Origin of the sequence: Pseudomonas sp. FP198, assembly GCF_030687895.1 — a bacterium.
Lineage (GTDB): Bacteria > Pseudomonadota > Gammaproteobacteria > Pseudomonadales > Pseudomonadaceae > Aquipseudomonas.
This window is the reverse complement of the sequence record NZ_CP117452.1, coordinates 3,393,016-3,409,957: the sequence shown is the minus strand read 5'-3', so window position 1 is coordinate 3,409,957 and position 16,942 is coordinate 3,393,016. Positions and strand designations below refer to the sequence as shown.

17 protein-coding genes and 1 pseudogene are annotated in these 16,942 nt (G+C 62.7%); 13 read left to right on the top strand and 5 right to left on the bottom strand.

Features of this window, described 5'->3' with window-relative positions:
• Positions 1 to 98: 98 nt before the first annotated feature.
• The 6 genes from PSH78_RS15330 to PSH78_RS15305 are packed head-to-tail and all read left to right on the top strand — an operon-like array spanning position 99 to position 5,379.
• Complete coding sequence (locus tag PSH78_RS15330) at positions 99 to 944, top strand: transporter substrate-binding domain-containing protein (RefSeq protein WP_305495182.1); 846 nt, start codon at positions 99 to 101, stop codon at positions 942 to 944.
• Positions 945 to 956: 12 nt separating this feature from the next.
• Positions 957 to 1,619, top strand: a complete 663-nt coding sequence (locus PSH78_RS15325) for an amino acid ABC transporter permease (RefSeq protein WP_305495180.1) — start codon at positions 957 to 959, stop codon at positions 1,617 to 1,619.
• Positions 1,620 to 1,626: 7 nt separating this feature from the next.
• Positions 1,627 to 2,346, top strand: a complete 720-nt coding sequence (locus PSH78_RS15320) for an amino acid ABC transporter permease (protein ID WP_305495179.1) — start codon at positions 1,627 to 1,629, stop codon at positions 2,344 to 2,346.
• Positions 2,316 to 3,818, top strand: coding sequence for an argininosuccinate lyase (gene argH, locus PSH78_RS15315; RefSeq protein ID WP_305495178.1), 1,503 nt, complete (start codon positions 2,316 to 2,318; stop codon positions 3,816 to 3,818). The genes PSH78_RS15320 and argH overlap by 31 nt, the downstream gene beginning before the upstream one ends.
• Complete coding sequence (locus tag PSH78_RS15310; protein WP_305495177.1) at positions 3,815 to 4,555, top strand: amino acid ABC transporter ATP-binding protein; 741 nt, start codon at positions 3,815 to 3,817, stop codon at positions 4,553 to 4,555. Before argH ends, PSH78_RS15310 begins: the two co-directional genes overlap by 4 nt.
• Before the next feature lie 59 nt (positions 4,556 to 4,614).
• The gene (locus PSH78_RS15305) at positions 4,615 to 5,379 is read left to right on the top strand and encodes an amino acid ABC transporter ATP-binding protein (protein ID WP_305495175.1); all 765 of its coding nucleotides are present in this window, start codon (positions 4,615 to 4,617) and stop codon (positions 5,377 to 5,379) included.
• Positions 5,380 to 5,433: 54 nt separating this feature from the next.
• On the opposite strand, the gene PSH78_RS15300 is transcribed toward PSH78_RS15305, so the two are convergent.
• The 5 genes from PSH78_RS15300 to PSH78_RS15280 form a co-directional block, all read right to left on the bottom strand.
• Positions 5,434 to 6,147 (bottom strand): ABC transporter ATP-binding protein, encoded by a 714-nt coding sequence (locus PSH78_RS15300; protein WP_305495173.1) that lies wholly within the window; start codon positions 6,145 to 6,147, stop codon positions 5,434 to 5,436.
• Positions 6,148 to 6,150: 3 nt separating this feature from the next.
• Positions 6,151 to 6,993: an ABC transporter permease gene (locus PSH78_RS15295; RefSeq protein WP_305495172.1), complete on the bottom strand. Its 843-nt coding sequence runs from the start codon at positions 6,991 to 6,993 to the stop codon at positions 6,151 to 6,153.
• A gap of 62 nt (positions 6,994 to 7,055) precedes the next feature.
• Positions 7,056 to 8,048, bottom strand: a complete 993-nt coding sequence (locus PSH78_RS15290; protein ID WP_305495170.1) for an aliphatic sulfonate ABC transporter substrate-binding protein — start codon at positions 8,046 to 8,048, stop codon at positions 7,056 to 7,058.
• A 284-nt stretch (positions 8,049 to 8,332) separates the two neighbouring features.
• Positions 8,333 to 9,043: a hypothetical protein gene (locus PSH78_RS15285; RefSeq protein WP_305495169.1), complete on the bottom strand. Its 711-nt coding sequence runs from the start codon at positions 9,041 to 9,043 to the stop codon at positions 8,333 to 8,335.
• A gap of 82 nt (positions 9,044 to 9,125) precedes the next feature.
• Positions 9,126 to 9,977, bottom strand: coding sequence for a LysR substrate-binding domain-containing protein (locus PSH78_RS15280; protein ID WP_305495168.1), 852 nt, complete (start codon positions 9,975 to 9,977; stop codon positions 9,126 to 9,128).
• Between the two features lie 243 nt (positions 9,978 to 10,220).
• Here PSH78_RS15280 and PSH78_RS15275 point away from each other — a divergent pair, with 243 nt between their 5' ends.
• The 7 genes and pseudogenes from PSH78_RS15275 to PSH78_RS15245 all read left to right on the top strand — a co-directional run bounded on the left by PSH78_RS15275 (position 10,221) and on the right by PSH78_RS15245 (position 16,936).
• Positions 10,221 to 11,063: a transporter substrate-binding domain-containing protein gene (locus tag PSH78_RS15275; RefSeq protein WP_305495166.1), complete on the top strand. Its 843-nt coding sequence runs from the start codon at positions 10,221 to 10,223 to the stop codon at positions 11,061 to 11,063.
• Positions 11,064 to 11,122: 59 nt separating this feature from the next.
• Positions 11,123 to 11,972, top strand: a pseudogene (locus tag PSH78_RS15270) (transporter substrate-binding domain-containing protein).
• On the top strand, positions 11,969 to 13,393 hold the full coding sequence (locus PSH78_RS15265; RefSeq protein ID WP_305495165.1) for an FAD-binding oxidoreductase: 1,425 nt from the start codon (positions 11,969 to 11,971) through the stop codon (positions 13,391 to 13,393). The pseudogene PSH78_RS15270 and the gene PSH78_RS15265 overlap by 4 nt, the downstream one beginning before the upstream one ends.
• Positions 13,390 to 14,601 (top strand): aminotransferase class I/II-fold pyridoxal phosphate-dependent enzyme, encoded by a 1,212-nt coding sequence (locus PSH78_RS15260; RefSeq protein WP_305495163.1) that lies wholly within the window; start codon positions 13,390 to 13,392, stop codon positions 14,599 to 14,601. Before PSH78_RS15265 ends, PSH78_RS15260 begins: the two co-directional genes overlap by 4 nt.
• Positions 14,598 to 15,332, top strand: coding sequence for an amino acid ABC transporter permease (locus PSH78_RS15255; protein WP_305495162.1), 735 nt, complete (start codon positions 14,598 to 14,600; stop codon positions 15,330 to 15,332). Before PSH78_RS15260 ends, PSH78_RS15255 begins: the two co-directional genes overlap by 4 nt.
• Positions 15,322 to 16,110 carry an amino acid ABC transporter permease gene (locus PSH78_RS15250; protein WP_305495161.1) on the top strand — a complete coding sequence of 263 codons (789 nt, stop codon included), beginning with the start codon at positions 15,322 to 15,324 and terminating at the stop codon, positions 16,108 to 16,110. Before PSH78_RS15255 ends, PSH78_RS15250 begins: the two co-directional genes overlap by 11 nt.
• The gene (locus PSH78_RS15245; protein WP_305495160.1) at positions 16,097 to 16,936 is read left to right on the top strand and encodes an amino acid ABC transporter ATP-binding protein; all 840 of its coding nucleotides are present in this window, start codon (positions 16,097 to 16,099) and stop codon (positions 16,934 to 16,936) included. The genes PSH78_RS15250 and PSH78_RS15245 overlap by 14 nt, the downstream gene beginning before the upstream one ends.
• Positions 16,937 to 16,942: the final 6 nt, after the last annotated feature.

Sequence of the window (16,942 nt, the reverse complement as noted above, 5' to 3'; positions counted from 1 at the left end):
TAAAAAAACGCCGCTCTTTATCTCATTTCTGCCCTTGTATTTTCACGGTGTCGTGCCGCCTCAGCCGCTCGATACCGATAGGTAAACCAGGAGGCATCATGTCGTTTTCATTCAAGATTCTTGGCAGTGCGCTGGCGTTCTCGTGCCTGACGCTGGGTGGCGTTGCCCAGGCCCGGGCAAGCGGATTGCCTGCGGTTCCCGATGAGATCAAGGAGGCCGGCCAGGTGCGTGCCGGCGTGCGTTGCGACCAACCGCCCTACGGTTTTCAGGACAGCAGTGGCCAGTTCGCCGGCGTCGAAGTGGAGATGGCCAGGCAGATCGCGCTGTGGTCGCTGGGCTCGAAAGACAAGGTGACGTTCACCTGCGTCACGGCGGAAAACCGCGTCCCGCAATTGCTCGGGCGCAAGGTTGATTTCCTGATCGCGACCTTGGGCGTCACCCCTGAACGCCTGCGCGTCATCGACTTCACCACGCCTTATCGGTGGGGCGCCAGCGACGTGGTGGTGAAGAAGGACAGCCCGATCAGGAAAATCGCCGACCTCAACGGCAAGACCCTCGCCACCCTCAAGGGCTCGGTGCAGGCCAAGTGGTTCGAAGACCACATGCCAGGGGTCAAGACCTTGCGCATGAACAGCGCCGCCGATGCGTTGCAGACCTTCCGCCAGGGCCGCGCCGATGCCTACACCCATGATGCGGCGACGCTTGTGGTGGTGGCAGACAATGACAAGGACGCGCGCTTGCTCAACGAGCCGTTCCAGATTTCCGATGCGGCGATCGGCGTGCGCAAGAACGACGAGGCATGGCGCGACTACCTCAGCGCCGCCATCGCGCGCATGCATGAGGAAAAACTGTTCCGTGGCTGGATCCAGCAGTTCGTGCCCCAGGGCATCCAGAGCTACTACATAAGCGTCTTCGAGCAGCCCAAGCCTGCCGAAGCCCTTTGAGCGGACGTCACCATGGATTTTGACTTCAATTATCTGTTGGCCCAGTGGCCGGCGCTGCTCGATGGCGTGCAGATGACGTTGCGCGTGTCGGTGCTCGCCATCGGTTGCTCATTGCTCGTGGGTGTCCTCGGCGGCGCGGCGCGGGTAATGAAAGTGCCGGTGCTGGCGCAGGTCGTGGCGTTGTACGTGGAACTGATCCGCAACACGCCGATCCTGGTGCAGTTGTTCTTCATTTTCTATGGGTTGCCCGCCATCGGCATGGGGCTGTCGCTGTTCTGGTCGGGGGTGTTGTGCCTGTCGCTCTGGGCCGGGGCCTATCAGATCGAGAACGTGCGGGGAGGGCTGGCGACCGTGGAGCACGGCATGCGTGAAGCCAGCGTGGCGCTGAGCCTCAAGCCCAGTCATTACTTTTGCCTGGTGGCCTTGCCGATCGCCTTTCGGACCAGTTTGCCGGCCATGTTGAACACGGCCATTTCGTTGCTCAAGAACTCGTCCTACCTGCAGGCCATCGGCCTGGCCGAACTGACTTTCGTCGCGGTGGATCGCATTGCCACGGATTTTCGTGCCATCGAAATGTTCAGCGCCATTTGCGTCATCTACCTGGCGCTGGTGGGGATCCTGGCGCTGTTGACGGGACGGCTCTCGGCCCGCTTGCAACGACCTTTCCAACACTGAGGCCGGTATGAATTTTCTGATCGAAAACTGGGCCTTCGTATGCAAGGGCCTGTGGATGACCTTGCGCCTGGCGTTGGTGGTGCTGCTGTTCACTACCCTGATCTCCGTCGTTCTCGGGGTGCTGGCGACGCTGAAGAATCGTCTGTTGCAGTGGACGATCCATGGTTACGTCGAGCTGTTTCGTTCGATCCCGTTGATCGTCAACGTGTTCTTCATCTTTTTCGGCGCGCCGATGCTGGGCCTGGATTTGAGCCCGTTCGTGGCGGTGACCACCGGCCTGACTCTCTGGGGCAGTGCCAACGGCATCGAGATCGTGCGCGGTGGCCTGGAGTCGGTGGCGCGCCACCAATGGAAAAGCGCCTGGGCACTGGGCCTGCGGCCTTGGCAAATCTATCTCTACGTGATCGCGCCACAGTCGATGCGCGCCATCCTTCCGGCGTACACCGGCCTGCTGACCATGCTGGTACAGGCCACGTCCCTGGGGGCGCTGGTGGGTGTCGGCGAGTTCCTCAAGGTCGGCCAGATCATCATCGAACGGGACACCGTCATGACCGGCGTGAGCCCTGCGTTCACGGTCTACGGCCTGGTGTTGCTGGTGTATTTCGTCATCTGTTCCCTGCTGAGCTGGCTCAGCCGTTATCTCGAACGTCGGCTGGGTCGCCCAGTGACGCGTGCCACTCCTGAAGAGGTTTCAACATGCAAGCATCCAAAGTCAGCCGGCGTCTGAAGGAAGCCACCGCGCCGGAAGTCAACGAGTACATCTATCGGCCGCGCCTGCAGGGCTTCGCCGAGGGTTTCGAGCTGTTGGGCAATATCAACAAGGCCCACATCGTGATGCTTGCCGAGCAAGGCCTGATCAAGGATGAGCACGCCGCCGTGTTGGCCAGGGGCGTGCTCGAAATGGAGAAGGCCGGGCCTGGCGAGGTGGCCCTCGATCCGTCCCGTGAGGATGCCTACTTCAACTACGAGGCCCACCTGATCGGGCAAATTGGCACCGACATTGGCGGGCGCCTGCACACCGGGCGCAGCCGCAACGACATCCTCGCCACGCTCGACCGGCTGCGCTGCCGTGAGGTGCTGATGGACCTGGTCGAGGCATTACTGGTAGTCCGCCAGACAGCTGTCAACAACGCCGAAGTGTTCGCCGATGTGGTGATGCCGGGTTATACCCATCTGCAACCGGCGCAGCCGATCACCTATGGCTATTACCTGTCGGCGGTGGAACAGGCGTTGGCGCGCGATTGCAAGCGCCTGACCCAGACCCTGGAATCGATGAACCAGAGTCCGCTGGGCGCGGCGGCCTTTGCCGGGACGCCATTCAACATCGACCGGGGGCGCACGGCCGAACTGCTGGGTTTCGACGGCTATCTGGACAACGCCCTGGACGCGGTCGGCTCCAGGGATTTCATTCTCGAAAGCCTGTCGCACCTGAGCCTGTTGGCGGTGTTCTGGAGCCGCGTGGCCCAGGATTATTTCGTCTGGAGCACTCACGAATTCAGCCTGATCGACTTTCCCGACAGCGTGGCCGCGACGTCGAGCATCATGCCCCAGAAGAAAAACCCCACGGTGCTGGAGTACCTCAAAGGCCGCAGCGGGCATATCGTCGGCCTGCTGATGGGGGCGAGCATCAGCATCAAGGGAAGCAATTTCTCCCATACCGGCGACGGTAATCGCGAGGGCATCCGTGGCTTCTGGGAGGCCGCCGAAGAAAGCCTGCGCTGCCTGAAACTGTTGGATCTGGTATTGCGCACCGCGACGCCGAATATCGAGCTGGCGGTACGCCGGGCGGGCGAGGATTTTTCAACCGCCACCGGCCTGGCCGACCTGATCGTGCAGGAAGCGGACCTGTCGTTCCGCGAGGCCCATCATGTTGTCGGTGGGGTCGTGCGCATGGCCATGGATGCGGGCATGCTGGCGCACCAGATCGATAGCGCGATGGTCGATGTCTGTGCCCTGGAGCAGCTGGGGCATGCACTGAACCTGCCGGCCCAGAAGGTGCGCGACTGCCTTGATCCGACCGCCAACGTCCAGGCGCGGATTTCGGCGGGCGGTCCGTCGATGGCGTCACTCAAACCGAGCCTGCTGCGCGCTAACGCCAGAATCGCCACCGAGCGTCAAGCCAACCAGGCCCGTCGTGATCGCCTGGCGGCTGCCCATGAACGTCTGCAGGCGGCGACCCGGGCGCGGGCGGGACTATGAAAAGCATGTTGACGGTACGTGGGTTGCACAAGCGGTTCGGTGACCATGAAGTGGTCAAGGGTGTAAACCTGGATGTTGCCGAAGGCGAAGTGGTGGTGATCATCGGTCCCAGCGGCTCCGGAAAATCCACCTTCATTCGCTGCCTCAACAGCCTCGAAGTGCCCTCGGCTGGCAGTGTGGTGATCGGCAGTGGCGAGTCGATCAAGGCGGGTGATCGCAAGGCACTGGCGAAGTTGCGGGAGGAGGTGGGCATGGTGTTCCAGGACTACACATTGTTCCCGCACCTATCGGTGATGGCCAATATGATCCTGGCGCCGGTAAAGCTCAAGCGCGCGACCAAGGCCGAGGCCCAAAGCGCTGCGCTGGCACTGCTGGACCGCGTCGGACTCCGGCATAAGGCTGACGGGTACCCCTCCGAACTGTCGGGTGGTCAGCAACAGCGCGTGGCGATCGTCCGTGCCTTGGCCATGAAGCCCAAGCTGCTGCTGTTCGATGAGCCCACCTCGGCGCTGGACCCGGAAACCGTTGGCGACGTGCTGAACGTGATGAAGGGGCTGGCCGCCGAAGGCATGACCATGATTGTCGTGACCCACGAAATGGGCTTTGCCCGGGAAGTGGCGGACCGGGTGATATTTTTCGACGCAGGGCGGATTGTCGAGATGGGGCCGCCGTCGCAGATATTTTCCGCGCCCCAACAAGCGCGGACGCGACAGTTCCTGCAAGCCGTCCTTCATTAGAGCGCAGATATTTCAGGTCACTGCTCGACATGAGCGGGCCTGCAGCATGGGAGTTTGTGATGAATGAACTGATCACCGGGCCTGTGGGCACCGACGGCGTGATCCGCATGGAGGCTGTCCACAAATGGTACGGCCAGTTCCACGTGTTGAAAGACATCAACCTGAACGTCAGGCAGGGCGAGCGTATCGTGCTGTGCGGCCCTTCGGGTTCCGGCAAGTCCACCACCATCCGCTGTCTCAATCGCCTGGAAGAGCACCAGCAGGGCCGCATCGTGGTCGACGGTGTCGAGCTGACCAACGACCTCAAGCAGATCGAAGCGATCCGCCGTGAAGTCGGCATGGTGTTCCAGCATTTCAACCTGTTGCCGCACCTGACCATCCTGCAGAACTGCACCCTGGCGCCGATGTGGGTGCGCAAGATGCCCAAGCGCAAGGCCGAGGAAATCGCCATGCATTACCTGGAGCGCGTGCGCATTCCGGAACAGGCGCACAAGTACCCGGGCCAGCTCTCGGGCGGTCAGCAACAGCGCGTGGCGATTGCCCGCGCCCTGTGCATGAAACCGAAAATCATGCTGTTCGACGAGCCGACCTCGGCCCTCGACCCGGAAATGGTGAAAGAGGTTCTGGACACCATGATCGGTCTGGCCGAAGACGGCATGACCATGCTCTGCGTGACCCACGAGATGGGCTTCGCCCGCACCGTGGCCAACCGCGTGATCTTCATGGACAAGGGCGAAATCGTCGAACAGGCCGCGCCGAATGACTTCTTCGACAACCCGCAGAATGACCGTACGAAGTTGTTCCTGAGCCAGATCCTGCATTGATCGGGCTTGCTACGCTGGGCAGGTGATGCCGGCCACTGCTGGCTGGACGCCTGTTCAAATCACATGCGCACGCTGCAATTCAGTCAGCGCCAGCGCCTTGAGCTGCGCCAGTAACGGGTCGCGTCGATCCCGCGGATGGTCCAGCTGTACCGTCAGCTCCTGGCGAATGCTGCTGGGCCGTTTGTCCATCACCAATACCCGGTCACTCAGGTACAGCGCCTCATCCACATCATGGGTCACCAGCAGCAGGGCGATGGCGTGCCGCTCGGCCAGTTGTAGCAACAGGTCTTGCAGTTTCATCCGGGTGAAGGCGTCCACCGCGCTGAAGGGTTCGTCCAGCAACAGCACCCGCGGTCGCGAGTACAGGCCGCGGGCAATCGCCACGCGTTGCGCCATGCCGCCGGACAACGCCTTGGGCAAGACGTCGGCAAAACCGTTGAGGCCTACCTCGTCGATCAACTGCGCGACCCAGGCCTTGTCATAATCATCGTCATCACTGAAGCCGATGTTCTGTTGCACCGTCAGCCACGGCATCAATCGCGCTTCCTGAAACACAAAGGCGAGTTGTTCGGTGTGGCTGAGCAGTTGCCCTTCGAAGTCTTTTTCCAGGCCGGCGACGATGCGCAGCAAGGTGCTTTTGCCACAGCCGCTGGGCCCCAGCAGGCTCACGGTTTCCCGGGGCTGCAGCTGCAGGTGGATATTATTGAGCACGGTGGTGGCGGCGAACGTCTTGCGCTCGACGTGGATATCCAGCAGGGCTTGGGTCATGGCTCAGTCCTCGGTGCCGTTGAAGGTGTCGCGCCAGGCCAGGAAGCGTTTTTCCAGGCCGGCAAGGATGCCGTCGCTGAGCTTGCCGAGCACGGCGAGCGCGATAATGGCCGCCAGGACGATGTCCGGCCGTGAGGTTTCGCGGCCATCGCTGAGCAGATAGCCCAGGCCTTTGGTGGCGGCGATCAGTTCGGCGGCCACCAGGAACATCCAGGCCAGGCTCATGCCGCTGCGCAACCCGGTGAACAGGCCGGGCAGGGCGGCCGGCAGGAGAATCCGCCGCACCAGGCGGCGGCGGTTGAACCCGTACATATGGCCGACTTCCACCAGCTTGCGGTCGATGTTGCGAATCGCTGCCACGCCATTGAGGTAGACGGGAAAAAACGCGCCGATGGCGATCAGCACCACTTTCGAGGTTTCGTCGATGCCCAGCCACAGCAGAAGCAACGGTACCCAGGCGAGGCTGGGGATCGAGCGCAGGCCGGCGAAGGTCGGTTCCAGATAGGCTTCGGCTTCCTGGCTCAAGCCAACCCAGGCGGCGAATACCAAGGCCAGGCCGGCGCCGATGGCGAAGCCCAGCAATACCCGCAACAGGCTGGCGCTGATGTGTTTCCACAGCGCCCCTTCGGCGAGGTCGCCGAGGGTCAGGGCGATGTCGCTGGGGGCTGGCATCTGGTAGGAGGGCAGCCAACCGATGCGCACGATGATCTCCAGGAACACGATGATCAGCACCGGCAGGGCCAGCCCCTTGAGACGCAGTCGCCAGTCGGCATTGAACAAGGGCGCCTTGCTTGTTGTGGGCAAGGCCAGGCGCGGGCTGGAAAGGTCTTTGCTGTTACTGCTCATGGCGGTTCTCCGGCAACGCCGAATCCGCGCCAGGCGCGGATCGGTTGTCGCCTGGGCAATGGTTATTTAAGGGCCACGGCCTGCTGGCGGCCGGTGTCGAGCAGTTGCTCGATGACCTGGTCCACATTCACCCCGCGACGCACCAGTTCCTCGGAAACCAGAATCGGCGCGGCGGCCTTCGAGGCCAGCACGTCCTTGGCGCTCAGTTGTGGGTTGCCCAGATCTGTACGCGACAGTTGCAACCTGGCCACTTCCAGCGGCAGGCCCGATTCTTCGGCCAGCAGTTTGGCCAGCTCCTGCGGATGTCCTACCGCCCACTCACGGGCCTGTTCATAAGCGGCGAGTACGGTGTTGATGGTCTGCGGATGCTCCTTTGCATATTTTTCGGTGACGCTGACCACGCCGTAGCTGTTGAAGCCGGGGTTGCGATAGAGCAGGCGCGATCCGGCCTGGACTTCACTGGCGGCCATGTGCGGGTCGAGGCCGGCCCAGGCGTCGACGTCACCTTTTTCCAGGGCGGTACGCCCGTCCGGGTGCTGCAGGTGGACGAGTTCTACATCGTCTTTGTCCAGCCCGGCCTGTTGCAGGCTGCGCAAGGTGAACAGGTAGGGATCGGTGGCCTTGGTGGCGGCGATTTTCTTGCCCTTGAGGTCAGCGATTGTCTGGTATGGCGAATCCTTGCGCACCACCAGGGCGGTCCATTCGGCGCGGCTGTAGATGTACACCGACTTGATCGGGCTGCCGTTCGCCCGGCTCAGCACGGCGGCGAGGCTGGCGGACGAAGCGAAGTCGACGCCGCCGCTGTTGAGGTACTCCAGGGAACGGTTGCTGCCCTGGCTCAGAACCCAGCTCACCTTGGTCTGGGGCAGGGCCTTTTCCAGATAGCCGAAGTGCTTGAGCACCAGGCTGACCGGCGAGTAATAGGCGTAGTCCAGGTGCACTTCAGCCGGTGGACTCTCTGCGGCCAGGGTCATGGACGGCAGGCCCAGCGCCAGGGCGCAGGCGCTGAGCAGGTATCTGGCGCGGGCCAGGGAATAACGGAGGGCGGGTTTCATCGAGCGGCTCCAGGCAAGGCGGCAAGAAGGCAATGTTCTTATTTCCGAAAGATCGGCAAGCGGGAAGTAATCCCGCTGAAATGGAATATTGCAGGCTCTGTGCCACAGCCGGAGAAAGGGCGGCTGACGGGGACGCGAGGGGGTGGAAGTTTCGAGGGCGATGTTGCCCGGCGAACAGTCTGTTGCGGCAGTGTTGCGTCACGGACAGTGGCCGCTGGTGACCATGCACTTATGATTTTCGAGCAGAGCGCCGCATGTTGGTCATTGGCTCGCAACGTGTGTCGTCATTCCGTTTGCCCTGAAGCGAAAACCGCCTGCCTGGGTCTGACCAACGCCAGATAAACCCCCGCACCGTTGCCAGGCGCAATGTAGTTGGCGTCGCAGAGATCTGTCACCAGGGTCGGCGCCATGGCCAGCTCAAGTGGCGGCGCCGATGCGTACCAGGGCGTGGTCTCGCTCAGGTTTGTGGCAAAGGTGCCTAGAAACTCTTCGCAGGTCGCGAATTTTCCATAGGTGTAACCGCCTTGCTGGTCCTTGTAAAAGCGCGTGTAGACCAGCAATACGATGCCCCAGCGTTCGATGGGCTCGTCGGGCTCGGTCCAGGGAACAGGTTTGACCAGGTCCTGGCGGATGCCCTTTATTTTCTCGTAGGCGTTCTTGTTGTTGTGAACGATCTTGAATTCGATGGCTGTCGAGGGTTCTTCTCCGTAGCTGTCCTCGACCCAGATATCGACTTTGCGCCGTTCGGCAGCGATCAACCAACGGGGAACGTTGACGCGGTCAGCCAGTGCGCCGTCCGGCTTGAACGCCGCGCGATCGTCCAACTGGCCGCCAAGGCCGAACTGATTGCGTTGGATGTCGAGTAGCGCCGCGGACTCCAGGCTCAGCCACAGTTCCGGCGCTACCGTGACCACGATCGATTTGAGAATGCGCTTGCGTTCTTCCTGTTGCAGGTGGGTCAACAAAAAATCGGTAAAGGCGGGAACAAAGGACATGGGATCTCCGTATCAGGTCCGAACGCGATGCAGGGCTATCTGCTGCCCGGCAGCATAAAGCGAAGCGACGAGGGCTGTCTCCTCAATGCCCCTGATTGTTCCTGATCAGCTCATAAGCCCGACGCACCAGTGCGTTGACGGTATTCGGCCGGATCCACAGGTAATAGGTCACATCCGGCAGTCGCGGCAGCCCATCGTTCTCGCCGAGCACCCGCATGTCCGGGCCGAGCATTTCCATGCTGCGGGGCGTGACGCCCAGGCCGGCGCGGGTGGCGGCCTTGATGCCGATCAGGTTCGAGGCCAGGTAGGCCTGGCGCCAGGGAATATTGGCGCGCTCAAGGGCTTCGAGGGCATAGCGTCGATAGATGCTCGGCTCATCCACGAGGATCAGCGGCAGCGGTTCGCCGGGATTGTGGAGGTACTGCGCCGAGCAGATCCACCACACCGGTGAGGTGCGCAAGGCGAAGCCTTCAAGGTTCGGATCCTGGCGGGTGGAAATGACCATGTCGACCTTGCCGCGATGCAGGTCGTCCATCAGGAACGGGCTGCGGCCGACATCGATTTCCAGGCGCAGGCGCGGGGCCGAGCGGGCGATGTGGCTGAGGATCGGCGGCAGGATCGTGTCAGCAATATCGTGGGGCGAGCCGATACGCAATACACCGCTCAGGCTGCTTTCGCGCAGGGAATTGAGCGCATCGTCGTTGAGCGATAGCATCTGCCGCGCGTGCCGCAGCAACTGCTGGCCCGCTTCGGTGAGCTGCTTTTGCCGGCCACGTTTTTCGAACAACGTGACCCCGACCTGCTGTTCCAGGCGCTGCATATGCTGGGTGACCGATGATTGCGTGCGGGCCAGTTGGGCGCCGGCTTCGGCAAAGCTATGGTGGTCGACCACGGCGATGAAGGTGCGCAGCAATTCGAGATCCAGGGTCGCCATGGCTATTTGCTTCATATCAAGACTGAAAACCTAAACATTACAGTTTTTTATGTATTGATTGCACTCCCTTTACGTGATCTGCGCTGTGGGCCAATAAAATAACGGTTATATGTTTTTCGCCTGGAAACCAAACCGGGCGAGTTATAACGATATGAGATATTTGCATTTCCGTTGGCTTCAAGCGGTACCTAGGATGCCCACTCATCAGGTCGGGGTACGCCGATCATCCATGAGGGGAAATCCATGTTGTTCGAGCGCTCACCTGTCAAACATCTCCTGCCTGTATTGCTGGGCGCCTTGGCCTCGTTGGCAGCTGTCGACATTGCCCAGGCCGACGCTACCCTGGAGAAGATCGAGCAGCGCCACGAGTTGGTGGTCGGCGTGCTGCTGTCCGGTGGCCCGTTTGGCGGCATCGATCCCGCTACCCAGAAACCTCGCGGACTCAACGTTGACCTCGCCCAGGAACTGGGCCGGCAACTCGGCGCCGAGGTGCAACTGGTGCCGGTCTTGCCCGCCAACCGCGTGCAGTTCCTGCAACAGGGCAAAGTCGATCTGTTGATCGCCAACATGGAATGGACCACCGAGCGCGGTGAAATCCTCGGATTCGTGCCTACGCCGTTCTACCAAGTCGGCGGCACCGCGGCGGTGCTCAAGGACAGCCAGATCAGCCGCTGGGAAGACCTGAAAAATCAACCGGTATGCACTTCCCAGGGCAGCAGCTACATCAAGCCGCTCACCGAGCTGGGCGTGCAGATCAAGGCCTTCAAGAGCTCCTCGGAATCGCTGCTGGCGTTACGGGGCAACAACTGCGTTGCCGCCGTGCATGACGCCACGTTGATCAATCCGCTGATCGCCGACAACGCCGAGTGGCAGGGCTACCGCGCCCTGAGCCCGGAGCTGAACCCGGCCCCCTCGGTGATCTGGACGCGCAAGGGCGAAAACGATACCCAGGCCAGGCTCGATCCGATCATCAAGCAATTGCACCGCAGCGGCTGGTTGATCGACGCCCAGACCCGTAATCGCATCACCCCGGCGTCACCCGCCTTGGTCGAGTTGCAAAAGCAGTTCCAGGCCAACGGCGCCTGAGCAGCGGCGCACCTGCAGCTTTCTCAACGACTCACGACCGACGCGCAAGGTAATCGCCCATGTCTTCATTTTTCTCCCCTCGAACCCTGACCGCTCTGTGCCTGGCCTTGACCGCCGGCTGCGCTGCCAGCCTGGCCCAGGCGGACGCCACACTGGACAAGATCGAGCAGCGGCACGCCATCAGCGTCGGGGGTGATGCTCAGTGGCGCGCCGTTCGGCACCATCGACCCCAAGACCGGCGAGCACCGGGGCAACGTCGAGTTGGCCCAGGGCATCGGCAAGGCGCTGGGGGTGGAGACGCAGACCGTTTCCGTGCTTGCGCCGAACCGCGTGCAATTCTTGCAGCAGGGCAAAGTCGACATCCTGATCGCCAACATGCAGTTCACGGAGGAGCGCGGGGAGATTCTCGACTACGTGCCGACGCCTTATGAAGAGGTCGGTGGCGCGGCGCTGATTCGCAAGGGCGCCGGCATAGCGCAATGGGCCGACCTCAAGGGCAAACCGGTGTGCGTGTCCCAGGGCAGCAACTTCATCAAGCCGCTGCAAGAAACCTATGGCGCACAGATCAAGGCTTTTCGCAGCCAGTCCGAGTCGCTGTTATCGCTTCGCGGCAATGGCTGCGTGGCCGCGGTGCACGTGAGCCCGACCATGCACGCACTGTTGAGCGAAGCCGAGTGGTCGGGCTTTGAGATCCCACTGCCGGGGGACCTGATCCCATCGAATTCGGTGATCTGGCTGCGCAAGGGCGAGCACGACACCCAGGCCAGACTCGATGCCATCGTGCGCGACTGGCATCGCAGCGGCTGGCTGATCGACCTCGGCGAGCGCACCGGCATGGCACCGTCCCAGGCCCTGCGTGATCTGCACGCCAGGTATCAAGATGCGGCTCCCTTGGCCTCGCAGCCATGAGCCATTCACTCTTTTCGACCTTGCAGGCCCTGCTGGGCGCCGGGAATGTGCAACGCGGCGAGGAAGCCGCGCCGTACCTGACAGACAGACAGGGGCGTTACGTCGGGCGAGTGATCACCGCGGTCCATCCGGGCAGCACCGAAGAAGTCGCGGCGGTAGTCCGGGCTTGCGCCGCGACAGCTACGCCGGTGGTGGTGCAGGGCGGCAACACCGGACTGATGGGCGGCGCCACCCCGGACGACAGCGGCCGCTCGGTGTTGCTGTTGCTCGATCGGATGAACCGGATTCGCGCCGTCGACACCGACAATGACACCCTCACCGTCGAGGCGGGCTGCATCCTGCAAACCGTCCAGGACGTTGCCCGCCAGGCCGGACGCCTGTTCCCTTTGAGCCTCGGCGCCGAAGGCAGTTGCACCCTCGGCGGCAACCTGGGGACCAACGCCGGCGGCACTGCGGTGCTGCGCTACGGCAATGCCCGCGAACTGACCCTGGGCCTGGAAGTCGTGACCGCCGAGGGTGAAATCTGGAACGGTTTGCGCGGCTTGCGCAAGGACAATACCGGCTACGACCTGCGGGACCTGTTCATCGGCAGCGAAGGCACGCTCGGCATTATCACCGCCGCGACGCTGAAATTGTTCCCGCTGCCCAAGGCCCAGGCCACCGCGCTACTGGCGTTCGACTCCCTGGAGCAGGCGGTGGCGTTGTTGTCCCATGCCCGCGCCGGTTTTGGTGCCAGCCTGACGGCGTTCGAGTTGCTCAGCGCCGAGTGTCTTGCGCTGTTGCGCGAGCAATTTCCCGACGGCCCGCGGCCCTTCGCCAATGCTCGCCAGCCTTGGTTCGCGCTGTTGGAGCTGTCGGATAACCACAGCGAAAACCATGCCCGGGAAATCTTTGAGCAGGTGCTGGGCGAAGCCTTCGAACAGCAACTGCTGGCCGATGCGCTGATCGCCGAGAACCTCGTCCAGAGCCAGGCATTCTGGCGGCTGCGGGAGAACATGAGCGATGCGCAAAAGCGTGCCGGTCGCAACATGAAGCATGACATCTCGGTGCCGATTTCTCAGGTCGTCGCGTTCGTTGCCCATACCGATGCGTTGCTCCAGCAGCATTTTCCCGGCGTGCGGCATTACACCTTCGGGCATCTGGGCGATGGCAACCTGCATTACAACGTTGCCCACCCGCTGGACTCCACAATTGATGCACACATGGCCCATTACGCCGCGCTCAGTCAGCGGGTGCACGACAGTGCCCATGCCCATGGTGGCTCGATCAGTGCCGAACACGGCATTGGCCAGCGTAAGGTGAACGAGTTGGGGCGCTACAAGAGTGCCGTCGAGCTGGACCTGATGCGCCGGATCAAGCAAGCGCTGGACCCACGCAATCTGCTCAATCCGGGCAAGGTTCTGGAGGAGGCGCGACCATGACGCTTCATCTGTCCCAGCGCGTGCAGCGTGTCTCGCTGTCCGCCAATGCCGCCGCCAAGTCCCGGGCCACGGCGCTGCGTGAAGCCGGTCGGGACATTCTCGACCTGACCACCGGCGAGCCGGATTTCGACACGCCAGCGCACATCAAGCGGGCGGCCTTTGCCGCCATTGCAGCCGGGGCCACCAAGTACACCCCGACGCCGGGCGTGAAGGCCTTGCGTGTGGCGGTGCAACACAAGCTGCGCAGGGAGAACCAACTGGACTATCCGCTGGCCTCCATCGTGATTGCCAACGGTGCGAAGCAGATCATTTTCAACGCCTTCGCCGCGACCCTCGATGACGGCGACGAAGTGCTGGTACCGACGCCGTACTGGCCATCTTTTCCGGACAGCGTGCGTTTTAATGGAGGCGAGCCGGTTTTCATCGAGTGCGGGCTGGAGCAGGGCTGCAAGCTCACGCCACGACAGCTTGAACAGCATATCGGCGAGCGCACGCGCTGGCTGATCCTCAACAGCCCTGGCAACCCCAGCGGTGCGCTGTACAGCGCGGCCGAACTGCAAGGCCTGGCCCAGGTGCTGCGCCGGCATGCCGACGTGCTGATTCTGCTGGATGAACTCTACGAACATATTCGTTTCGACGGGCTTGCCGTCCAGAGCCTGCTCAATGTCGCGCCGGATTTGCAATCACGGTGCCTGCTGGTGGGCGGGGTGTCGAAAACCTATGCCATGACCGGCTGGCGGATCGGTTTCGGGGCCGGGCCGCAGGTGCTGACCGACGCGATGACCGTGGTGCAATCGCAATCCACCTCCGGCGCTTCCTCGGTCGGCCAGGCGGCGGCGCTGGCGGCGTTCGAGGGTGGCCTGGATTTTCTGCCGGAACAGGTCGCGGCCTATCGTCAGCGCCGCGATGTGCTGGTGAGCCGCTTGCGCGATGTCCCGGGCCTGGAAGTACTTGAGCCTCAAGGCGGCTTTTTCGTTTTTGTCTGCTGCGCCGGGCTGCTGGGGCGCTATCGCCCGGACGGCCAGCGCCTGCAGCACGACGCCGATGTAGTCGCGTATCTACTGGAGGAGGGCGTCGCCGGCGTCGCGGGCAGTGCTTATGGCTTGTCGCCGTGGTTTCGCCTGTCCATCGCCACGGCGACCGAAACCGTCGCCGAAGCGGGTCGGCGTATCGCCCACGCCTGCGGCCAATTGAGGAGCGAGCCATGAGCCATTGGCTGGAGCAACTCGTCCAGTGGAGCGCCGGGCTCGGCCTCAACTACAACTTCCTGCTCGACGCCTATCAGCGCGGCACGCTGGAGCAGGGCGCGCTGACCACCCTGTGGTTGTGCCTGCTGACGATTGCCGGGAGCTTGCTGGCCGGTGTCGGATTGGCCGCCCTGTTGACCTCCGGCAAGCCTTGGCTGGCCAGACCTGCGCGAGTGTTTATCGAAGTCACCCGCAACACCCCGACGCTGGTGCAGCTGTATTGCGCCTTCCTGGTGCTGAACATGCTGCTGACCCAGGCCGTCGGCGCGGCCAACCCGCTGACGCCCTTCGCGTGGGTGGTGATCGTGATCTCGCTGCACAAAGGCGCCTTCCACGCCGAGGCCCTGCGTGCGGGCATCGAAGCGGTGCCGACGGTGACCCTGGAGGCGGCCAGTTCACTGGCTTTCAACCATCGCCAATTGTTGTGGAACGTGCAACTGCCGCTGGCCATGCGTTTTGCCTTGCCGTCGCTGATCAACAACCTGATCGACCTGGTGAAAATGACTGCCGTGGCCTCGGCCATCGCGGTGGGCGACATCACCTACGCGGCGATCATGATCTGGACCCAGAGCGACAACGTGCTGGAACTGATGATTTTGATCCTGGCGTTTTTCGGTCTGCTGAGTTTTACCGTCAATTGCGTCGGGCGCTGGCTCGAAGCCCGCCTGAGGATGCCCGGTTATGGCCATTGATTCGTCCGCTGTGCTGCCCCTGGCCTGGCCGCGTCGCCATCTCGGCAAGTTGCTGCTGGGGCTGGGAGCGCTGTGCTGGCTGGCCTATCTTGCGCCGAACAGCACGGTGCTCAAGGCGCTGTGGCAATGGTCGCCGGCACTGGTCGCAGGGTTTGGCCAGAACATCCTCATCAGTCTGGTGGCCACCGGGCTGGGCTCGGTGATGGGGCTGCTGGTGGGCGCGATGGTGCTGTCGCCGCTGCGTCTGTTGCGCTGGCCGGCGCGGATCTGGGTGCAGGTCTTTCGTAATGCGCCCTGGCTGGTGCTGATCTATTTCACCACCTATGTGTTCCCGTTCGAGATTCGCATCGGCACGGCCTATGTCGCGTTTCCCGACTGGGTCAAGGTGACCCTGGGCCTGGCCCTGCCGGCCAGCGCGAATGTCGCGGAAATCTTCCGTGGCGCCATCGCCTCGATCCCCAGCACCCAATGGGAGGCCGCGCGTTCCCTGGCGTTCACCCGTGGGCAGATTTTTCGCTCGATCATCCTGCCCCAGTGCTTCAAGCGCATGTTGCCGCCGTGGATGAACCTTTATGCGGTGATCACCATGGGCACGGCGCTGGCCTCGCTGGTGGGCGTGCATGACGTGATCGACACCGCGCAGATCGCCAGCAACACCGTGAACCTGACGGGTTTCACCGTGGTGATCTACCTGAGCCTGCTGGTGCTGTTCTTTACCTACTGCTACCCGATTTCCCGTCTTACCCAATACCTGGAGCGACGTTATGCCTTCTACTGAAACCGTCGCCGAGCCCCTCGTCAGCCTGCGCGACCTGCACCTGTCGTTCGGCAGCAACCCGGTGCTCAAGGGCATCGACCTGGACGTTCGCCGTGGCGAAGCCGTGTCGATCATCGGGCCCTCCGGCTCGGGCAAATCGACGATCCTGCGTTGTATCACCGGGCTGTTGCAGCCCCAGCGTGGCCGCATCCGTGTCGGTGCCACCGAGGTCCATACACTGGCCCAGGAGGCCCAGCGCATCGAATTGCGCAAGCGCGTCGGGTTCGTGTTCCAGCAGTACAACCTGTTCCCGCACCTGTCGGTATTGGAGAACCTGGTGATCGCTCCGCGCAAGGTGCTCGGCCGCAACCGCAGCGATGCCGAAAAGGATGCGCGGGCCTTGCTCGCCAAGGTGCGCATGGAGCACAAGGCAGACGCCTATCCGGGGCAACTCTCGGGCGGACAGCAGCAACGCGTGGCGATCGCCCGCGCGCTGGCGATGCGCCCGGAGCTGATCCTGTTCGATGAAGTGACCTCGGCCCTGGATCCGGAAACCGTCGGCGAAGTGTTGACGGTGATTCGCGAGCTGACCGAGGAGGGCATGACCTGCGTGCTGGTGACCCATGAAATGCGCTTCGCCGAAGAGATCAGCGACGTCGTCTATTTCACCGAGAACGGCGTGATCGTCGAGCACGGAAGCGCCGCCCAGGTCTTCCAGCAGCCCACCAGCGAGCGCACCCGCGAATTCCTGCGCCACGCCTTGGGCGACCCTGGGCGACGGCCGCCCCTCGCCCGGGACGATCCGTATCTGTTGACCAACCTGAGCCGCTACAGCCTGTCCGTCTGAAAAGGA